The 19773-nt window shown below is 44.3% G+C and carries 14 protein-coding genes and 1 pseudogene; 10 read left to right on the top strand and 5 right to left on the bottom strand.

What is annotated here, in order from left to right; genetic code table 11:
* Positions 1 to 332 precede the first annotated feature (332 nt).
* A complete protein-coding gene (locus tag QUB35_RS16760) occupies positions 333 to 5036 on the top strand; it encodes a PAS domain S-box protein (RefSeq protein WP_333142932.1) in 4704 nt (1567 codons plus the stop codon).
* Positions 5037 to 5380: 344 nt separating this feature from the next.
* Positions 5381 to 6679 (top strand): cytochrome P450, encoded by a 1299-nt coding sequence (locus QUB35_RS16755; RefSeq protein ID WP_333142931.1) that lies wholly within the window; start codon positions 5381 to 5383, stop codon positions 6677 to 6679.
* Between the two features lie 231 nt (positions 6680 to 6910).
* On the opposite strand, the gene QUB35_RS16750 is transcribed toward QUB35_RS16755, so the two are convergent.
* Complete coding sequence (locus QUB35_RS16750; RefSeq protein WP_333142930.1) at positions 6911 to 7516, bottom strand: chorismate lyase; 606 nt, start codon at positions 7514 to 7516, stop codon at positions 6911 to 6913.
* A 210-nt stretch (positions 7517 to 7726) separates the two neighbouring features.
* Between QUB35_RS16750 and QUB35_RS16745 the strand changes: the two genes are divergently transcribed.
* Complete coding sequence (locus QUB35_RS16745; RefSeq protein ID WP_333142929.1) at positions 7727 to 9346, top strand: NAD(P)/FAD-dependent oxidoreductase; 1620 nt, start codon at positions 7727 to 7729, stop codon at positions 9344 to 9346.
* A 7-nt stretch (positions 9347 to 9353) separates the two neighbouring features.
* Here the strand turns inward: QUB35_RS16745 and QUB35_RS16740 are convergent, their stop codons facing one another.
* Genes QUB35_RS16740 through QUB35_RS16730 form a run of 3 tightly spaced genes read right to left on the bottom strand, consistent with a single transcriptional unit; the run spans position 9354 to position 10650 of the window.
* The gene (locus QUB35_RS16740; RefSeq protein WP_333142928.1) at positions 9354 to 9692 is read right to left on the bottom strand and encodes a XisI protein; all 339 of its coding nucleotides are present in this window, start codon (positions 9690 to 9692) and stop codon (positions 9354 to 9356) included.
* Positions 9680 to 10096, bottom strand: coding sequence for a XisH family protein (locus tag QUB35_RS16735; RefSeq protein ID WP_333142927.1), 417 nt, complete (start codon positions 10094 to 10096; stop codon positions 9680 to 9682). The genes QUB35_RS16740 and QUB35_RS16735 overlap by 13 nt, the downstream gene beginning before the upstream one ends.
* 2 nt (positions 10097 to 10098) lie before the next feature.
* Complete coding sequence (locus QUB35_RS16730; protein WP_333142980.1) at positions 10099 to 10650, bottom strand: acireductone dioxygenase; 552 nt, start codon at positions 10648 to 10650, stop codon at positions 10099 to 10101.
* Positions 10651 to 10876: 226 nt separating this feature from the next.
* Between QUB35_RS16730 and QUB35_RS16725 the strand changes: the two genes are divergently transcribed.
* From QUB35_RS16725 to QUB35_RS16705, 5 genes are all read left to right on the top strand, one after another.
* A complete protein-coding gene (locus tag QUB35_RS16725) occupies positions 10877 to 11842 on the top strand; it encodes a M48 family metallopeptidase (RefSeq protein WP_333142926.1) in 966 nt (321 codons plus the stop codon).
* Between the two features lie 220 nt (positions 11843 to 12062).
* Positions 12063 to 12488, top strand: coding sequence for a DUF4359 domain-containing protein (locus QUB35_RS16720; protein ID WP_333142925.1), 426 nt, complete (start codon positions 12063 to 12065; stop codon positions 12486 to 12488).
* Between the two features lie 227 nt (positions 12489 to 12715).
* On the top strand, positions 12716 to 13282 hold the full coding sequence (locus tag QUB35_RS16715) for a TerD family protein (RefSeq protein WP_333142924.1): 567 nt from the start codon (positions 12716 to 12718) through the stop codon (positions 13280 to 13282).
* 33 nt (positions 13283 to 13315) lie between these two features.
* Positions 13316 to 13519: a hypothetical protein gene (locus QUB35_RS16710; RefSeq protein WP_333142923.1), complete on the top strand. Its 204-nt coding sequence runs from the start codon at positions 13316 to 13318 to the stop codon at positions 13517 to 13519.
* Between the two features lie 167 nt (positions 13520 to 13686).
* Positions 13687 to 15669: a TerD family protein gene (locus QUB35_RS16705; protein ID WP_333142922.1), complete on the top strand. Its 1983-nt coding sequence runs from the start codon at positions 13687 to 13689 to the stop codon at positions 15667 to 15669.
* A gap of 73 nt (positions 15670 to 15742) precedes the next feature.
* Here QUB35_RS16705 and QUB35_RS16700 read toward each other — a convergent pair whose 3' ends face one another.
* Positions 15743 to 17287 (bottom strand): glycosyltransferase, encoded by a 1545-nt coding sequence (locus QUB35_RS16700; RefSeq protein ID WP_333142921.1) that lies wholly within the window; start codon positions 17285 to 17287, stop codon positions 15743 to 15745.
* Positions 17288 to 17386: 99 nt separating this feature from the next.
* Between QUB35_RS16700 and QUB35_RS16695 the strand changes: the two genes are divergently transcribed.
* Positions 17387 to 18631 carry an ATP-binding protein gene (locus QUB35_RS16695; RefSeq protein WP_333142920.1) on the top strand — a complete coding sequence of 415 codons (1245 nt, stop codon included), beginning with the start codon at positions 17387 to 17389 and terminating at the stop codon, positions 18629 to 18631.
* Positions 18632 to 18888: 257 nt separating this feature from the next.
* Positions 18889 to 19773, top strand: a pseudogene (locus QUB35_RS16690) (IS5 family transposase); the annotation flags it as partial.

The raw sequence follows: 19773 nt of genomic DNA, 5'->3' as shown, positions 1-19773 counted from the left end.
CGGTAAGCTGCTTCAGCCGAACCCTACATAATTAGGTTCTGCGTCTAGGATTAGCTAGATTAGGCCAAATGTCCAATGACTAACAGCAATATGTAGCGTAGTATTATAGATAAACTCTCTCTATGAGTCGGAAAAAGTAGAAAATGCCCACCCCAGCTAAAAAGAGATTGCTCGCTAATTCCGTAAATACACTTAATTCTATGGTCGGGTTGCGTAGATTTAGGCAAATTTTAAAATGCTAGATTTCGCAAGCTAGGAAAATATTACAATATTTAAACAGCTTTATTGTAATTTTGCCTCACCACACGTAAAACGGGATCAAAAGTAAAAAAATGAAATCTTCTGTTCGTATCGAAGAATCAAAAAGCACTAAATTCTCGAACTTACTGCGCGTGTTGTGGACAAAAATTACGGCAGCAGTCACCAGAATAGAAAAGGCAGAAGGCAGCAAGGAGTATGAAAAAAAAATTAGCGTAGGGACGATCGCCCCTGGCAGTGTATTCTCAATTTGGATAATTGTACTGCTTGTCTTAAACGGGTGGCTCGTAGCTGGCAGCGCTGATAATTTCTACGATAGCCCACTCGCCCTGGGATTTTTGGGAATAGCCAATATTGTCTTTTTGGGGGTATCGGGGCGCTCAAAAGCTTCTGCTGTCGCAGCCCAAAACGATCGCCCATCCAGCGAACCCAACGGGGGCGATCGCTTTTTTAGCCTCTCGCTAGATCTGCTGTGCGTCCTTAGTTTTGACGGTTATGTAAAACGCATCAACCCAGCAGCAGAAAAAATCCTCGGCTATGCCCCAGGAGAAATGGTTGGCCAACTCTTCATTGAATTCGTGCATCCCGACGATCGCGAAACTACTTTAAAAGAAGCTGAAAGTATTGCTGCGGGGAATAATACCGTTGGGTTTGAAAACCGCTGGCGCTGTCGAAACGGGTCTTACAAGTGGATAGCCTGGACTGCTACCCGTTTCTGCGAGGAAGAATTGATCTATGGTGTCGGCCGCGACATTACCGATCCCAAACTCGCCCAACAGTCCCTCCAGCAAAGCAATTCTCTTTTGCGATCAGTGATTGACAGTACGCCGGATGTCATTTTTGTCAAGGACATTCAAGGTCGCTACACGATCGCTAACTCCGTTGCTGCTGACTGGCTGTCAACATCGGTGGAGGCAATGATCGGCAAGGACGATACAAATTTATTTCCCCCAGAAATAGCCCAGCAAATTATCGAAGCAGACCGCAGGATCGTGACAGCGGGAGAATATTTAAATTATGAAGAAATTGTACCAAAAAATGGCGAAAATCGGACGCTACTAACAACAAAATGCCCTTGGAAAGACGCCGAAGGAAATATTATCGGCGTAGTTGGCGTATCTCGCGACATCAGCGATCGCAAAGAAATAGAAGCAGCGGTACTAGAGAGCAACATCCTGTTTGAAAACGTAATCGAAAGTACAGGCGACAGCATTTTTGTCAAAGATACTCAGAGCCGGTACCTATTGCTCAATTCTACGGCGGCGGGCATTATTGGCTTGCCAAAATCAGAAATTATTGGCAAAAAGGATGCAGAATTATTTCCGCCGGAGATTGCAGATATGCTGGTGGAAAATGACCGCCGGATATTGCAATCTGGTATTGAGGAAACGAGCGAGGAAGTAGTAAAAGATAGCGAGGGCAACATCCTGAGAGTTCTTTCTACCAAAAGTCCTTTGCGCGATCGAGCTGGAAACATCACGGGTGTAGTGGGAGTTGCTCGCGATATTAGCGATCGCAAAAAAGCAGAAGCAGCGCTGCAAGAAAGCCAGCGTTTTATCGAACAAATTGCCAATGCTACTCCGAATATTCTCTATCTCTACGACGAGATCGAGCAGCGAAATGTGTACAACAACCGCGCAATCAATGTCGCACTGGGCTATACCGTCGAAGAAGTTCAAAAAATGGGCAGCAGTCTGTTGCGAACCATTATCCACCCTGATGATTTAGCTAAATTTCCAGAATATTTGCAGGAATTGGAAACTGCTCCCGACGGCGAAGTTGGTGAGTACGAATACCGGGTGCGCGACAAAAAAGGCTGTTGGCGCTGGCTAGTCAGCCGGGAAATTGTGTTTAGCAGAACAGAGGAGGGAAAAATTAAGCAGCGTCTCGGTGCTGCTACGGACATTACAGAGCGCAAAATAGCAGAACAAGCCTTAGCAGAACAATTGAAACTTTCTTTATTCACAGCAGATGTGGGAATTGGTCTAACTCAAAACCAGACTTTGCTTGCAACTTTGCAATATTGCGCCGATGCAGTTGTGCGCCATTTGGATGTTGCCTTTGCTCGGATTTGGACGCTGAATCAAGAGGAAAATGTATTGCAACTGCAAGCAAGCGCGGGGATATATACTCATATTGACGGCGCTCACAGCCGCATTGCTGTCGGTGAGTTCAAGATTGGTTTAATCGCCCTGGAGCGACAACCTCACATCACTAATTCTGTGCAAGAAGATCCTCGCATTAAGGACAAAAAATGGGCCTCACGAGAAGGAATGGTGGCTTTTGCTGGATATCCGCTAATTGTTGACAATCAGTTGCTGGGAGTAATAGCGATGTTTGCTCGTCACGAGTTGAACGAATCAACGCTGATTGCTTTGGCCTCAAGTGCCGATACGATCGCCCTGGGGATTAAGCGCAAACAAACAGAAGTTGCTCTCGCCACACAAAAGCAAACTTTGAGGGCAATTATTGACAACGCTCCGATCTGGGTATGGATGGCAAATGCTAGCGGGCGGATGTTATTAGTTAACAAAACTTTCTGCGAAGATGTGGCTATACCTGAATCAAGATTTTTAGCAGCCTCTCACTATTCCGAAGTTTTGGGCTTAGAACAATCTGCTAGCTGCATGGCATCTGACGCGCAAGCGTGGAGCCAAGATATTCCATGTTATACGGAAGAAATTATAGAGCTTACTGATGGTGACTATCACCAGTTTGACACAATTAAAACTAAGGTCAAAGATGATTGTGGTAACGCGATCGGCTTAATCGGTTTGGGTTTGGACGTTACCAAACAAAAAGAAGCTCAAAGACAGTTGCAAAAGTCGGAAGCGAGATTCCGCAAATTAGCGGAGCAGGAAGCGCTGCTGAACCAGCTAGCTAGCAATATCCGCCAATCTCTGGATTTAGATACTATTTTGGCGACAACTGTGCAGCAAATTCGCGAGTTGCTCCTGCTCGATCGCTGTCAGTTTATCTGGTATTTACCCGACGCTTCGCCGCCGGTTTGGAATGTGAGATACGAGGCAAAGAATGCCGATTTGCCCTCGCGTTTGGGTTTATATCCTGTCGAGCCAACTGCTTCTATCGCTGATCGGATTGCCAATTTGGAAATAATTCAGATCGACGATGTTGAGGCATTAACCGATCCAGCCGAACGGGAATTTTTAATGTCTGTAGGGCTCAATTCTCTGCTGGACATTCCCCTTCAAACACAGTCGGGTCAAATTGGCGCGATCCTCTGCGGTGCTTGCAGCGGGGTGCGGCTGTGGAGAGACGAAGAAGTGGAACTGTTAATGGCAGTAGGAACTCAATTGGCGATCGCCATTAATCAAGCCGAACTTTACGAAAAATCTCGCCTCGCCGCCGCCGAATCAAAAGCAGCAGCAATGCAGCAAAAATTGCTCAACCAGCTAGGCAGTCAAATCCGCGCTTCTCTAGATTTAGATACTATCTTGGCAACAACTGTGCGGCAAATTCGCGACTTGCTGCAACTCGATCGCTGCCTGTTTATGTGGTATACGCCCGATGCCGAGACGCCCGCTTGGGATATCGTCCATGAAGCTAAAAATGATGACTTGCTCTCGCTTTTGGGTTATTACCCTGCTGAGGTAACGGGGACGCTGGCGCAAAAGATAGCTAATTTGGAAATGTATCAAATAGATGATGTGGCAACTTTCAGCGATCCAGTAGAAAGGGAATTCTTTTTGCAGGTGGGTTACAAGTCTGTCTTGGATTTTCCGGTTAAGAGTGCAGGGGGTTTAACTGGAGTTGTTGGCTGCACTTCTTGCCGCGAGGTGCACAGGTGGACCAAAGACGAAGTGGAGTTGCTATCGGCAATTTGCGATCAATTGTCGATCGCCATCAGTCAAGCGGAACTCTACACTAAAAGCGTTGATTCAGCCCGGATAGCGCAAGAACAAGCAGCCAAACTCGAAGTAACTCTGTGCGAACTTAAGCTTGCTCAAACTCAGCTCGTGCAGGCCGAAAAAATGTCGAGTCTCGGTCAGATGGTAGCAGGAATTGCCCACGAAATCAATAACCCGGTCAGCTTTATCTTCGGCAATCTTACCTACACAGAAGAATACACCAGGAGCCTGATGAAACTGCTGCAAATGTATCGAGATGAATACCCGGAACCTTCTCCAGCGATTCAGGAGGAAATAGAAGTTTTAGAACTGGATTTTGTGCTAGAGGACTTGCCTAAAATGCTGTCTTCTATGCAGGTGGGAGCTACTCGCATCCGGGATATCGTGCGGAGTTTGCGGAATTTCTCTCGCCTCGATGAATCTGACATGAAAAAGGTTAACATTCACGAAGGCATCGACAGCACATTGATGATTTTAGAACACCGTCTGAAAGTTCAGCCAGATCGCCCCGCAATTCAACTCGTTAAAGAATACGGGCAATTGCCACTGGTGGAGTGCTACGCCGGACTACTGAATCAGGTGTTTATGAATATTATCGCCAACGCTATTGACGTGTTACAAGAACCGCTCGATAATCAGGGAATTATCCGCATTCGTACAGAGGTAAAAGATAGTCTCGCTGTGATTAGAATTGCTGATAACGGTGCAGGTATCACCGAGCAAGTCAAGCATCGGATATTTGACCCGTTCTATACTACAAAACGGGTCGGTTCAGGAACGGGGATGGGTTTAGCGATTTCCCATTCAATTATTGTCGAAAAACATAAAGGTGAAATCAAGTGTTTCTCGGTGGTGGGGAAAGGCACTGAATTTATCATCGAGATTCCGATTAAAAAAACAAAAATTTAAATTGGTTTTTTGGCCAAAATACTAAGGTGCATCACTTGGAAAGACATGATTTTTTTGTACTAACCTTAAGACACACGCACCCTACAAACGCCAACATATAAAACTTATTTTACCAGAAAGTGGTCGGGTTGACAATATGAACGAGACAACGAAAATTGATATTAAAAATCTAAAATCTAAAATCTAAAATCTAAAATCTAAAATCTAAAATCTAAAGACGCACCCTACAGGCTACACACAGAGAAAAGTTATTTTACCAGAAATTTGTCTGCTGCGTATTGCCCACCCTCCAACTAAAATTGATATGATATTAAAAATCTAAAATCTAAAATCTAAAATCTAAAATGGCATTACCTCCCGGCAGTTTCGGTTTACCCCTAATTGGCGATACTATCAACTTTTTGCAAGATTCCCAATTTGCCAAAAAACGCCACCAGCAGTACGGGCCCCTTTTCAAAACCAGCATTTTCGGACAGCCTACCGTGTTTGTGTGTGGCCAAGAGGCTAATTTGTTTGTTTTAAGCAATGAAAACCAATATTTTGCTGTGACTTGGCCTGCCAGCACGAAAGCGCTTTTAGGGCCACTTTCCTTGGCGTTGCAAACGGGTGCTAACCACCAAAATCGCCGCAAGTTGTTGTACCAAGCGTTTGGGCCGCGAGCTCTGGCAGGCTACATCGGCGAGATGGAAGATATCACTCAGCGCTATTTGGAAAAATGGGCCAGAATGGAAACCATGACTTGGTATCCCGAACTGAGGAATTATACTTTTGATGTTGCGGGTAAGTTGTTAGTAGGGATTGATAATGGTTCGGAAACGGCGCTAGGACATTATTTTGAAACGTGGTGCAATGGTTTATTTTCGATTCCTTTAGATGTGCCTTGGAGTCAGTTTGGCAAGGCGAAAAAGTGCCGAAAGCTGCTGTTGGCAGAACTTGAAAAGATTATTATAGATCGCCAGCAAGGAACCCCTAGCGACAAGGATGCTTTGAGTTTGCTGATTTCGGCTCGCGATGACGAGGGAAATAGTTTGAGTTTGGAGGAGTTAAAAGATCAAGTGCTGTTGCTGCTGTTTGCAGGACACGAAACTTTAACTTCGGCGATCGCCTCTTTTTGTCTTCTGCTATCTCAAAATCCCGATGTGATGGCAAAAGTCCGCGCCGAACAGCAGCAGTTCCCCCCAACTGAACCGCTAACCTTGGAACAACTCAAACAAATGACTTATTTAGAGCAAGTTATGCGAGAAGTGCTGCGGTTGGTTCCGCCAGTGGGAGGCGGCTTTCGGCAGGTAATTAATGCTTGCGAGTTCGGCGGCTACGAAATTCCCAAGGGTTGGATGGTACTTTATCAAATCAATCAGACGCATCAGGATAGCGCCGTTTATCCCGAACCCGATCGATTCGACCCCGATCGATTTAGCTCGGCTCGATCGGCTAAACCGTTCAGTTACGTGCCATTTGGTGGCGGTTTGCGAGAATGTTTGGGCAAAGAATTTGCCCGGTTAGAGATGAAGTTGTTTGCGGCAAAGATTGTTCGGGAGTTTGAATGGGAGCTTTTACCGGATCAAGATTTGAATTTAATCCGAGTACCGACTCCGCATCCCCGCGACGGTTTGCGAGTGAAATTTCGGCGGAACAATTCTTAAGAACAGGCAAGATGCCTGTTCCACAATCGGTAAATTTTCTTGTGGGCCGTTGCTTCTAGCCCGCCCTGAAAGCCTTATTGAGAATGGTGCAATATCTCAGTTGAGACTGAAATCTTGCACCATTCTCAATAAGCTGTTTATGAACAGGCAAGATGCCTGTTCCACAAAGAGTTAATTTTATTGTGGAACAGGCATCTTGCCTGTTCTTGATAATGGTGCAATATCTCAGTCTCAATCAACATCCAATTGCATCGGCCCCAAATACTTAGTTAAATAAGGAGAAAAAACCTCATAAATCAGAGTCAAGGGCTTACCATGATGCCAAAACAAATAGTGTCGCCCCCAAAAAGGCCCCGACTGTTCAAAAGCTGACTCCAAAGCCACCGAATTACCGCAATAAATGCCCTGCACATCGCGATACAATTCTGTCCGCAGCCGCGCTAAACTAGCCCAAATTGGCAAAGATTTATTTTGTAAATATTCGTCTACGTGGCTCGCTTCCCACCAAGAAGTAGCATAGGCCAAGCGCTGTCCCGAAGCAGTCCGCAGCCACACTTGTCGCCGCAGGCGCGGCCCCGGAACCGCGACAATTTGCTCTGGTGCGCCGTCTGCGTCTTCACCCACTAAAGACATATCGATCACATCTACTTCTGTGGGTTCCCCTGTCAGCAGTTGCAGGTGACGGGTGGGAGAACCGTCGCCCAGGAGCAGTATTTGCCACGCCGGTGCGAGCTTGGTGTGGGGCAAACCCTTCTGTACTGCGTCTTCGGCTCCTTGCCACAGGGGGTTGAGAGCGTGCCAGGTGCGGCTGTTTTTGGGTGTAAATGTTGCAGTCAAGGGTCTTTACAAAACTTAATTTTTTATTTATTATAACGCTTCTGCAATTATCCACTCAAAAATCAAAAATTGCTCGACCGAGGACGATCGCCCGTAGGATCTCCGGTTAAATAGTTATAATACTTCTGTTCGGGATTTTTATTCTTCTTTCTTCCTTCCTTCTTCCTCTTTCCTTCTTCCTTCTTCCTTCTTCCTTCTTCCTTCCACTATATGTTAAGAATAACTGAAATAAAACTCCCCTTAGATCATCCTCAAGATGCGATCGCCAGTGCCCTTCTCAAAAAGCTGCAAATTCCCCCCGAAGAATTACTCGGCTATTCCATCTTCAAGCGCAGCTACGATGCTCGTAAAAAAGCAGAAATCCTCCTTGTCTATATTGTGGATGTAGAGACGACACAGGAAAAGCAACTTCTCCAACGCTTCAAAAAAGATCCTCATGTGATGGTGACGCCAGATACGAGTTATCGCTTGGTAGCCAAAGCCCCCAGCAATTTGACGATTCGCCCCATTGTGATTGGTACAGGGCCGTGCGGTATGTTTGCAGGTCTGATGCTGGCACAAATGGGGTTTCGCCCTATCCTTTTAGAACGCGGAAAAGCAGTCCGCGATCGCACGGTTGACACGTTTGGATTTTGGAAGAAAAAAGCAGAATTCAACCCAGAATCTAACGCCCAGTTTGGCGAAGGTGGTGCGGGTACTTTTTCCGATGGCAAACTCTACAGCCAAGTTAAAGATCCTCAGCATTATGGACGCAAGGTGCTGACGGAACTTGTGAATGCGGGATCTTCACCGGAAATTTTATATATTAACAAACCGCATATTGGCACGTTCAAACTGGTGGGAATTGTCCAAAGCATTCGCGCCCAAATTGAATCATTAGGCGGAGAAATTCGGTTTCAAACTCGTGTAGAAGATATCCACATCGAAAATGGAAAAGTGCAGGGACTTACCCTCGCCAGTGGAGAATATATTGCTAGTAATTATATAGTTCTGGCGGTGGGGCACAGCGCCCGCGATACTTTTGAAATGTTGTTTTCGCGCGGGGTTTACATCGAGGCTAAACCTTTTTCCATTGGTTTTCGGGTGGAACATCCGCAGACTACGATCGATCGCTGTCGTTTTGGCGATCGCGCGGGCCATAAGCTTTTGGGTGCCGCCGATTACAAACTGGTTCACCATTGCCAAAACAATCGTTCTGTGTATAGTTTCTGTATGTGTCCCGGTGGTTTGGTAGTGGCGGCTGCGTCAGAACCGGGGCGACTTGTTACTAATGGGATGAGTCAATATTCTCGCAATGAACGCAATGCTAACAGCGGGATTGTGGTGGGTATCACGCCGGAGGATTATCCCGGTCATCCCTTAGCAGGAATTGAGTTTCAGCGTCGCCTAGAAGAACGGGCATTTGAGTTAGGAGGTGGCACTTACAACGCCCCTGGGCAGCTTGTGGGTGATTTTTTGGCGAATCGCCCTTCCACGGCGCTAGGCAGTGTGCAGCCGTCTTATACGCCGGGAGTTGTGATGACTGATTTGAGCGAAAGTTTGCCAGATTATGCGATCGCAGCTATCCGCGAAGCACTTCCGGCTTTTGACAAACAGATTAAAGGATTTGCGATGGATGATGCGGTTTTGACTGGGGTGGAAACGCGCACTTCTTCACCAATTCGGATTAAACGCAAGGAAGATTATCAGAGTTTGAATACAGAAGGCCTTTATCCTGCTGGGGAAGGTGCAGGATATGCGGGTGGAATCCTGTCGGCGGGGATTGATGGGATTAAGGTGGCGGAGGCGGTTGCTTTGAGCATATTGCGATCTGTAAATCACAAAGTTTGAGGCTGGATCAACCAACTGCAAATTCGGTGTATTGTCGGACATGAGGTGCATGATAGGCTAGCACAATTTCCTGGGATGGGACACCTCGTGCTACTAACTGATCGGCGATCGCTTCTTCAGTCCCGTCATGCTGCACCCAAATTTTCCCATCTTTAATATCTACATGAATCACACAGCCATAAATCCGAGTGCTACCGTTTTTCCAACCCACATTTACAAGTTGATAGCGATCCTTTACCAGATCGAAAATCGTCTCGCTGGAAACTGGATCGCTAGGCGATCGTCGCTGGGATCGCTCAGTTAGCAACTCCTGAATATATTGACGATACAAACTTACTTTATCCATTGAGAAATCTCCTCTTTTTCGGTATCGTAAACTAAAAGCGGAATTTGATTGCGTTCAATCACCCTTTGAATAAATGAGTATTTGAAAAATCTTTTGTAAATATCTAATGGAATTGCCAAGTAAAGAGTTCTATCGGGATCGTCATCTTCTAATGCAATCCGATAGTTAATAAATTGTCCCACTGCGGTATGAAATTCTGAAATCGTCGAGGGTGCCAAAAACGTTTTGATTTCAACCGCAATTTTTTCATTATCCTTTGTCGCTGCTAATAACTGTTCTGCACCCAGATCGATATAAAAATCAACAAATCCCAGATCGATATGATAAGGATCATGAGTAATTGTCCAATCCTGATTTTGGAGGGCAGTCTTGACGAGTTCATGAAACTTATCTTTAGCTGGCATATTTAAACGATGGCTAAGCCCGATCGAATTTCCGTATCGGTATACTCCGGCGTCCAGCCTTCTTGCGTGGTAAAATAGCGCACCGCTTTAATTTTCCGGGCTGCTGTCAAATAAAACCAGTGTTCTGTATTCGCCGGCACGTTGATAAATTCTTCCGGCTGCACAGTGAGTTCGACTTGGCTACCGTCGGGCCGCACGAAGCCGAAAATGCCCTCGCCTGCTACGATATAGCGGACTTCATCATCGGCGTGGATGTGGCACTTGTTGAATTTGGACAGCAAGGTGTCGAGGTTGGGAATGTCTGGGTGCAGTACAATTAAGTCTCGCGATTGATAGCCTGCCGTTTCCTTGAGTTGTTGAAAGTAGCCGTCGAGGCCTTGCAGCACTTGCTCTTTTTGATTGTCGTCAAGAGCATCTTTAGCTAACAAATTTTGAATTTCAGCGCTGTCACCCACGGGCCAGCGGTTGAGTTGAATGTTTAAGGAAGCGAGTTCTCGGGTAATGTCGCTTTGTTGAGTGTAGGTTGTACCGTTTTCGAGTTGCAGGATAGCCATTTTTGCACGTTCCAATTTTGGGGTGAGGCGATACACAGGCACTGTGAAAGATGTTTGTCGATCGCGCCTGTACCAGAACCACAATTTTAACGCTAATTTGAACAGGCTTTCCACCCTGTTCCACAACAGTTGAATATTTGTCAAGATAAGATTGATAAGTCAGGCGCCAGCTAGCACCCGCAGCGATGGCATTACTGATATCTTAAATGTAACTTTTGCAACAACTATGCCTACTTATACGGGAATTTCTAGCGAAGCATTTCAGCATCCCCTCGATCGCCAAGCTGAGGAAGCGCTGCGAAGCGTGCCTGGATTTGACTTAATTGCCAGCAAATTTGTAGAATTTATCTACGAACGACCGCAATTCGTTTACCTAATGGGAAATAGCATTCAAGTCGGCCCACGCCAATATGCCAGCATTTATCATATATTTCGCGAGTGCGTGCAGGCTTTAGATGTTTTTCCAGAACCAGGTTTGTTTGTTTCTCAGAATCCCTCAGTTAACAGCTATGCCCTGGGAAAAAACCAACCTTATGTAGTATTAAACACTGGTCTTTTAGACTTATTAGAAGAGTCAGAAATTAGGGTAGTATTGGCTCACGAGTTGGGACACATTAAATGCGGTCATCCAACTTTAAATCAAATGGCGATGTGGGCGATGAGCGTGGCATCGACAATTGGCGAGATGACTTTCGGGCTGGGAAATATGGTCGGTAGCGGTTTAATTTTCGCTTTTTACGAGTGGCGGCGCAAGGCAGAATTGTCGGCGGATCGGGCGGCTTTGTTGGTGACGGATGACTTGAACAGTGTGATGAAGACGATGATGCAACTTGCGGGAGTTAGCAGTAAATATGCTGACCAATGCAGTTTGCAAGAATTTATCCGCCAGTCTGACAACTATCAAGAGCTCGATCGAGACAATCTCAACCAAGTGTATAAGTTTTTACTTTACAACGGCGGTCAAGGTGTGATGCTGAGTCACCCTTTCCCCGTGGAACGCCTGCGGTATTTGCGAGACTGGGCAAGTTCCGAAGAATACCGCCAAATTAAGCTGGGGAACTACAAGCGGGCTGTAGCTGAGGGTGCGGTTGATGTGAAGTCCCAAACGCCTAACAGTGAGACGGAGGCTTTGCGCCGTCAGATTGAAGAGTTGCAGCGGGAGATCGATCGGCAAAAATCAAAGCGAAACTAAGTTTCGTCGTCCCCAGGCTCTGCTTGGGAACCAGCTAAATGTTTTGTTGAAAATTTACCGGATTTGAGGGAGGGGGAAACGTAAAAGGAAGGTAAACCAGTGAGAGACTTACTCGCAACTCGCCTCCAATCTAAAAACTGTCCCCTCCTTTCGGAAATCTGTATCTGGGGAGGTGTAGTTTAAATCAAGAGAAGCTTATAAATCAACGGGGCTAAAAAAAATGATTATTGATAACGCAATGAATACTAAGAAGCCAACTTCTAATTTTTTCGGCAATGTGGGAAAAGTCGCGATCGCCCTGACTCTTCTGGCTGCCGGCATGGCATTTACAAATCCTGGGAGAGATCAATACCTAACTTATGCTTCCGGCGTACTCCAAACCGAGTTGGAAAACACTGTGTGCAAAGATTCTCGCGTGCCGAAAGCTTTGGGCGGCATTACAGATACTTTGATCGGCAGTTGCAAGAATTTGCTGACTTCGCAGCGGGGCACGATCGAAAGCTTGCTCGACAATACAACGCAGCGTCAGAATTTAGGCGTTGTCAGCATTTATACAACTGAACTGGGCAAAAAAAGCTATCAAACGGTTGGAGCTTTTGGTAATTTTGTGACGCTGCCACCTAGTTCTGAAAATGCTCAAAATTAGAGTCAAATTAAGTTCAATTGCCGAAACCGGGTTTTTTAGAAAGCCCGGTTTTTGCTTACGTAATTCTCTCTCAGTAAATCTCAATAAATTCGGAGAGCAATAGCACATATTTTTAATTATGCCAACTATTAGAGACAAAATATTAAGTTTTCTTAAAGAAGAAAACTTATTGTCCCACTTAATATTAACATTAACGCTATAAAGTTTGATGTTTAACAAATAAGCAGATGGCAATGCAATTAAGTAAGGGTGAGAGATTTAATATTTCTAAAGAAGCGCCCGGTATAAAAAAAATGGCGATCGCCCTCGGTTGGCAGGTGACAGAGGCAGGACAAAGCTACGAGATAGATGTCTCTGCCTTTATGCTAGGTGCTGACGGCAAAATACCTAACGATAAATATTTTATCTTTTACAATAATCTGCAATCCTTTGACAGTTCGGTACTGCAATCGATTCCTGAGAAAAACAACCGAAGTCAAGAGAATAAGACTATTTACGGCGTTATCTTAGAAAGAGTTAATCCTGAAATTGAGGAAATAACTTTTGTTGTCACTATTCACGAAGCAGAGAAAATCCAGGCAAATTTTAGCAATATCAAAAATGCTTTTATCAAAATTATCAATTTGGATACGGGAAGCGAACTGGTTCGGTATGAATTAAAAGAGAATTTTTCGCGAGAGACTGCTGTAGAATTTGGTCGTTTGTATAGAAAGAATGGAGAGTGGAGATTTCAGGCGGTAGGAGCAGGATATCAGGCAGGATTGCAGAGTTTTGTTGACAAGTATTGCAGCTAAAGTAGTAATAATATTGCTCCAATTAATCACGAGTTGGCAGCGGTCACAGCAGCAGATGATTTGCAGTTCCCGGCTGGGGAGTTGGAGGTGAAGCCAGAACCGGAAGCGGAACAGTCTCGTCTGGAGCATTTGGTAACTTTGTTAACTTGCTACCTTGTTTTGAAAATGCTCCAAACCAATGTCAAATTAAGTTCAATTGTAGAAACCGCTTGGGAAGAAAGCCCGGTTTTCACTTAGGTAATTCTCTCTAAGTAAATCTCAATAAATTCAGATACAGACACCAGATATTTTTAATCAAGCCTGCGATTAGAGAAACTCTGTTAAATTTCATTAATTAAAGAACTTCTTATGCCACTTAACCTTAAGATGAGTAGTATAAATTTTTATCTTAAACAAATAAGCAGATGGCAATGCAATTAAGTAAGGGTGAGAGATTTAATATCTCTAAAGAAGCGCCCGGTTTAAAAAAAATGGCGATCGCCCTCGGTTGGCAGGTGACAGAGGCAGGACAAAGCTACGAGATTGATGTCTCTGCTTTTATGCTAGGTGCTGACGGCAAAATACCTAACGATAAATATTTTATCTTTTACAATAATCTGCAATCCTGTGACGGTTCGGTGCTGCAATCGATTCCTGACAAAAATAACCGAGGTCAAGAAAAGAAGACTATTTACGGCATTATTTTAGAGAAAATTAATCCTGAAATTGAGGAAATAACTTTTGCGGTCACTATTCATGAAGCAGATAAAATTAAAGCCAATTTTAGCGAGATCAAAAATGCTTTTATCAAAATTACCAATTTGGATACGGGAAGCGAACTGGTTCGGTATGAATTAAAAGAGAATTTTTCGCGAGAGAGTGCTGTAGAGTTTGGTCGTTTGTATAAAAAGAATGGACAGTGGAGATTTCAGGCGGTAGGAGAAGGATATCAGGCAGGATTGCAGAGTTTGGTGGACAAGTATTACAGCGGAAATAGCAATAATATTTCTCCCATGAGTAGCGAGTTGACAGCGGGAACAGCAGCAGATGATTTGCAGTTGCCGGCTTGGGATTTGGAGGTGGATTCAGAACCGGAAGCGGAACACTCTCGTCAGACTCGAAGGGTACAGCCATCACGAATTAACAATCAAGTTAATAATAATTCGCGAAGTCGCAAAATACCCGCAGCTTTATTAGCAGGTTTAGGGGTTTTGGTGTTGGGAACAAGTGTAGGGACGATCGCGTTTATGCGATCGGGAAATGAAACGCTGAAGCAAGCGAAAATACTGGCAGTGGAAACGCAGAATGCAGGGAAAGCCACCGATGTAAATCTGCTCAGAAGTTTCGATAAACGACTTAAAGAAACGATCGCGAATTTAGAGAAAATTCCTAACTTTCCCGGCTTTGGATATCAACAAGCTAGAGCTGATTTGCTTAAACTGCGCCCGAGTTTGGTTCCTGTACAGCAAAACTTACAGGCGGCAGAAAGTCTAGCAACGGCTCAAAAATTGGCGATGGAAGCTGCTGTGGTTGTGCAAAAACCGCCTCATCCGATCGAAGTTTGGCAGCAGTCGCAAAGTAAATGGCAACAGGCGATCGCACTTTTAGAAGCGATAGATTCACGTACACCTGTTTATAATCTAGCTCAAAATAAGTTATCTAATTACCGAGCCAATCACGCTGTGATCAGTCAAAGAGTTGCGATCTCTCAAAAAGCTGCAAATTTTAGCAACCAAGGTTCTTTGAAAGTTCAAAAGGGAGATGTTCCGGGGGCGATCGCAAATTTTACTCAAGCTTTAACGCTGAATCCCAACATACCTCAAGCTTACCTCGGATTGGGGATTGCTACGTCAAAACAGGGAAACAAGCAGCAGGCAATTTACAATTACGAGCGAGCGCTGCAATTTAATCCTAACTTGGCAGAAGCTTATTTCGGTCGCGCTCAAGCATACTATGAATTGGGAAACAAGCAACAGGCGCTCGGGGATTACGAACAAGCTATTCGCGTTAATCCTAATTATGCTTTGGCTTATTTGGAACGAGGTGCTATTCGCTGTATGTTGGGAACAAAATCGCCAGCCGTATCAGATTTTCAACAAGCGGGAGAACTTTTCTTAAAGCAGGGAGACGGAAATAATTACAAATTAGCGCAAAGCTTTATTAATGATTGTCAAGAACCGAGTGCAGAGTCTGCAATATGCGATTATCGAAGGAACATAGACTCCTTCGGCAGACCCTGCGGTCGCTCTGTTAATGTTCCGATTATAATTAGAAGAAAATCCCCGACTGCTACCTCAAACTCTGAGTCTACTGATGTTAAAAGCAATAGCAGCGTTGAAAAAATATTGCCTGCATATTCTGATAGCAGCAGCACAAGAACTCGCAGCAGGAGAAGAAGTAAAAGGTAAATGGCTGTTGCATTAGTCAATATAGGAACCGCCAAGACGGTTAGGACGTTGTTAATGGCTGAAATGATGGATTTTATTGCTTCTTCCTTCTTGCTTTTTCCTTCTTGCTTCTTCCTTCTGCTATAGATGACAAAATCTGCTGGTAAGCATCGATGGTTTGTTGGGCGATCGCCTCCCAGTTATAATGCTTTTTGGCATACTCTTGGCCGTTCAATCCCCGGCGTTGGCATTCCTGTGGATTGAGAAGTGCTGATTTGATTGAATTGGCGATCGCCCCTACTTCCAAAGGCCCCACCCAACCAGCTTCTGCTTGCTGTATGTCTTCCGCAATATGTATGCGATCGGAAATCGCGACAGGTACACCGGCGGCCATCGCTTCTGCTACAGCAATGCCAAAGTTTTCGTAATAAGAAGGCAATACAAATAAGTCGGCTTTTGTCAATAGTTCAACTTTTAAATCACCGCTCACAAAGCCAGTTATTGTTGTGTATTTTGCTAAGCGTGAATTATGAATTTGTACTTTAATTTGTGTTTCATAATCAGCATCTTGGGGATTTGAACCAGCTAAAATAAAGTGAAACTCCATGCCCGATGCCAAAATACTTTCTAATGCTGGAATTAACAAATCCAGCCCTTTTTTCGGTTCAATTCGCGACATAAATAAGATGATTGGCACTTCAGATTCCCGCAATCTCTTAGGAAACAAACCTGCTGTCACCCCCAATGGAATCACCAAATCCAGTGGCACAGGCATCTTGCCTGTGAAGTCCAAATCCCGTGGCACAGGCATCTTGCCTGTGGAGTCCAAATCCAGTGGCACAGGCATCTTGCCTGTGGAGTCCAAATCCCGTGGCACAGGCATCTTGCCTGTGGAGTCCAAATCCAGTGGCACAGGCAAGATGCCTGTGCAGTCCAAATCCCGTGGCACAGGCATCTTGCCTGTGGAGTCCAAATCCAGTGGCACAGGCATCTTGCCTGTGAAGTCCAAATCCCGTGGCACAGGCATCTTGCCTGTGAAGTCCAAAGCCCGTGGCACAGGCATCTTGCCTGTGAAGTCCAAATCCCGTGGCACAGGCATCTTGCCTGTGCTACCCAAACCAAATCTTTCTGAGATTTTAGCCTCTTCTTTACTTGTGAAGTGAATTGCTGCTGCCCCTGCTAAATTAGGGCGTTCTAAAAGCGTGGCATAAATCTGTTTCAAGCGCTTTTTTTTCTGCAAGTCGGCGGGGTCAAGCATACCGCAGGGACGCATAATATATGGCAACTTGTGATATCTAGCAATTGTAGCAGCGAGGGTAGTTACTGGCGAGAAAAGAGCGTGAATGTGAGCGAGGTCAAATTGTCGCGCATTTTGATTCAACCACTGCAATAACGAGAGAGAAAACTTATATCTACGAAACGGAGAACAGCGGAAATAAATAATCTGATAGCCGTTTTGTTGTATTGGTTGATTTAGAGGAACATCTAAGGGAAGTTGACCGATATCTCCGTTAGAATCTGTGGTGATAATCGTCACATCAATGTTTTTTGCCGCGAGGGCCGCAGACAGTCCGAGTACCATTTGACTCGGCCCGCCGTAGACGAGGGAAATTGAGGGGATAATTTGGAGAATTCGCATGGTTAGCACTTGGTGTTAGCTGAGGTAGCTGGTTGTGTTATTATAGAAAGAATTGCAAAATTTGCACGTTATACTAATTTAGGCGATCGGAGGCAAGTTATGCTGATTGGATTCAGCGTCGGCAACTACAAATCTTTTAAAGAAACTGTCACCCTCAGCATGGTAGCTTCGTCAATTACTGAGGAAGAGAAAGAGCTGGACGAAAATAATGTATTCCCCATTAATGATAAGTTAAGCTTACTCAAAAGTGCTGCTATTTATGGAGCTAACGCCAGTGGTAAGAGCAACATTGTTGCTGCAATTTACTTTATGAAATGGTTTGTCCTCAACTCATCCAAAGAAACGCAAGTTTCAGACGCGATCGATATTGAAGCATTCAGGCTAAGTACGGAGACAGAAAAAGAGCCGTCTTTCTTTGAAATCGTTTTTCTACTAGAAGACAAAACTTTTAGGTACGGTTTTGAGGTGAACGCGCGGGAAGTTGTTTCTGAGTGGCTATTTCAAGCCGATGACAGTGAAGAAAAAATGATTTTTGAACGGGATTTTGATAATTATATATTAGATGATTTCCCAGAGGGACAAGGCATTAGCGATAAAACCCGAATTAATGCTTTATTTCTTTCTGTAGTCGCACAATTTAATGGTAAAATTTCTGGCAAAATATTGCTGTGGTTCAGTAAAACTTTGCAATTGATATCAGGCTTGCAAGATACACAATACCGCGAGGCAACTTTAGAGTCTTTTGAGAACGATCGCCACAGACATGATATTATTGAATTTATCAAGAAATTAGACTTAGGGATTGCTGATATTCAAATCAACAAGTATATTTCCCAGAAAACCGCTATGTTCGGTATATATGAAGTAGGCGTGAAAACAGTTCACCGGAAATATGATGCTGATGGGAAACAGGCTGCTATAGAATTATTTGATATCGAAACGCACGAATCCGAGGGAACCAACAAACTATTTGCATTAGCAGGCATTCTCCTGGATACTTTAAGAACAGGAAAAATTTTATTAATTGATGAACTTGATGCCAGACTGCATCCGCTGATTACTCGCGAATTAATCTGCTTATTCAATTCTAACGAGACTAATCCGCACAACGCACAGCTTATATTCACTACACACGACACAAACTTGCTCAGTAGTAAAAGTTTTCGCAAAGATCAAATATGGTTTACCGAAAAAGATAACAAGGGCGCTACTGATTTGTACTCTTTGGTAGAGTATAAAGTCGGAAAAGATGCCTCATTCGAGCGCGATTACATTATCGGCAAGTATGGCGCTATCCCTTTTATTGGTAATTTTAAAGAACTAATAGGTGAACTTCATGAGTAAAAAAAGTTCGTCTAGAAGCAAGATTGATTACTACAATCGAAAAGATAAAAGTAGAAGATGGTTTTTAATCGTGTGCGAAGGTGAGAAAACAGAACCCGACTATTTTAGAAGTTTCCCGGTAGACACAAATGTAATTAGGGCTTGCTGAATAAGCGCCAAAAGCTGACGGACCTGGATTATTCGAGCGGGCGATCGAGAGAAGTGTGCAAGAAAAACGGCTAAAATAGATCAAAAGTCGTGCATCACCACCTGCGATTGTGTACAGAAAAGCTGAGCTTGCTCCAAGTCCCCCATCCGAGTTTGAACTACCCTTTGGAGGAAGGTTGTCATCAGACAACCGTTGGGTGAAAATGGCCGAACTAATCCCGTGGTCAGAATTTGAATCAGAATATGCTGAAAACTTCCCCACAGAAAAGGGCGCACCAGCCAAATCCTTTCGGATGGCATTGGGGGCGTTAATTATTAAAGAAAAGCTGGGAATTAGCGATCGCGAAACGGTAGAACAAATCCGTGAAAACCCCTATCTACAATACTTTATCGGTCAATCAAACTACAGCAATGAAGTCGCATTTGATCCATCCCTATTAGTACACTTTCGGCAAAGAATTAGTCCGAACCTAATTAATAAAGTGAACGAACGGATGGTTGAAAAAATGCGAGAAATCACGGCAGTCACACCCGAAAAAAAAAAGGATTCGGACGGCAAAAATGAGTCCCCCAATCGCGGTAAACTAATCATAGATGCAACCTGCGCCCCAGCCGACATTAGTTATCCGACAGACTTAGGACTATTAAACAGAGCCAGAGTTCATACAGAAAAAATCCTAGACATCCTGTATAAACAAATCAAAGAAAAAACCCCTAAAAAACCAAGAACCTACCGTAATAAGGCTAGAAAAGACTACTTAGCAGTAGCGAAACAAAGACGACCCACACGCAACAAAAGAAGACAGGCAATTAAAAAACAACTCCAATATATCAAAAGAAACCTAGGTCATATTGAACAGCTAATTGATTTAGGTGCCACCCTAGAAGGTTTGAATAAAAAGCAATATAAAACCTTGCTAGTCCTCACAGAAGTCGCTCGCTTTCCAACAGTGGTTGTTTGACAACGATAAACAGAGTATTCAGGATAGAATAGT

This window comes from Microcoleus sp. B13-B6, from assembly GCF_036705405.1.
GTDB lineage: Bacteria > Cyanobacteriota > Cyanobacteriia > Cyanobacteriales > Microcoleaceae > Microcoleus.
Note: the sequence above shows the minus strand (reverse complement) of the source record. Positions and strands in the feature narration are given on the sequence as shown.

Bases quoted from the DNA above. Each gene is read 5' to 3' on its own strand.
- QUB35_RS16760 (WP_333142932.1), top strand. From the start codon at position 333: ATGAAATCTTCTGTTCGTATCGAAGAATCAAAAAGCACTAAATTCTCG.
- QUB35_RS16755 (WP_333142931.1), top strand. From the start codon at position 5,381: ATGGCATTACCTCCCGGCAGTTTCGGTTTACCCCTAATTGGCGATACT.
- QUB35_RS16745 (WP_333142929.1), top strand. From the start codon at position 7,727: ATGTTAAGAATAACTGAAATAAAACTCCCCTTAGATCATCCTCAAGAT.
- QUB35_RS16740 (WP_333142928.1), bottom strand. From the start codon at position 9,692: ATGGATAAAGTAAGTTTGTATCGTCAATATATTCAGGAGTTGCTAACT.
- QUB35_RS16735 (WP_333142927.1), bottom strand. From the start codon at position 10,096: ATGCCAGCTAAAGATAAGTTTCATGAACTCGTCAAGACTGCCCTCCAA.
- QUB35_RS16730 (WP_333142980.1), bottom strand. From the start codon at position 10,650: ATGGCTATCCTGCAACTCGAAAACGGTACAACCTACACTCAACAAAGC.
- QUB35_RS16725 (WP_333142926.1), top strand. From the start codon at position 10,877: ATGCCTACTTATACGGGAATTTCTAGCGAAGCATTTCAGCATCCCCTC.
- QUB35_RS16720 (WP_333142925.1), top strand. From the start codon at position 12,063: ATGATTATTGATAACGCAATGAATACTAAGAAGCCAACTTCTAATTTT.
- QUB35_RS16715 (WP_333142924.1), top strand. From the start codon at position 12,716: ATGGCAATGCAATTAAGTAAGGGTGAGAGATTTAATATTTCTAAAGAA.
- QUB35_RS16705 (WP_333142922.1), top strand. From the start codon at position 13,687: ATGGCAATGCAATTAAGTAAGGGTGAGAGATTTAATATCTCTAAAGAA.
- QUB35_RS16700 (WP_333142921.1), bottom strand. From the start codon at position 17,287: ATGCGAATTCTCCAAATTATCCCCTCAATTTCCCTCGTCTACGGCGGG.
- QUB35_RS16695 (WP_333142920.1), top strand. From the start codon at position 17,387: ATGCTGATTGGATTCAGCGTCGGCAACTACAAATCTTTTAAAGAAACT.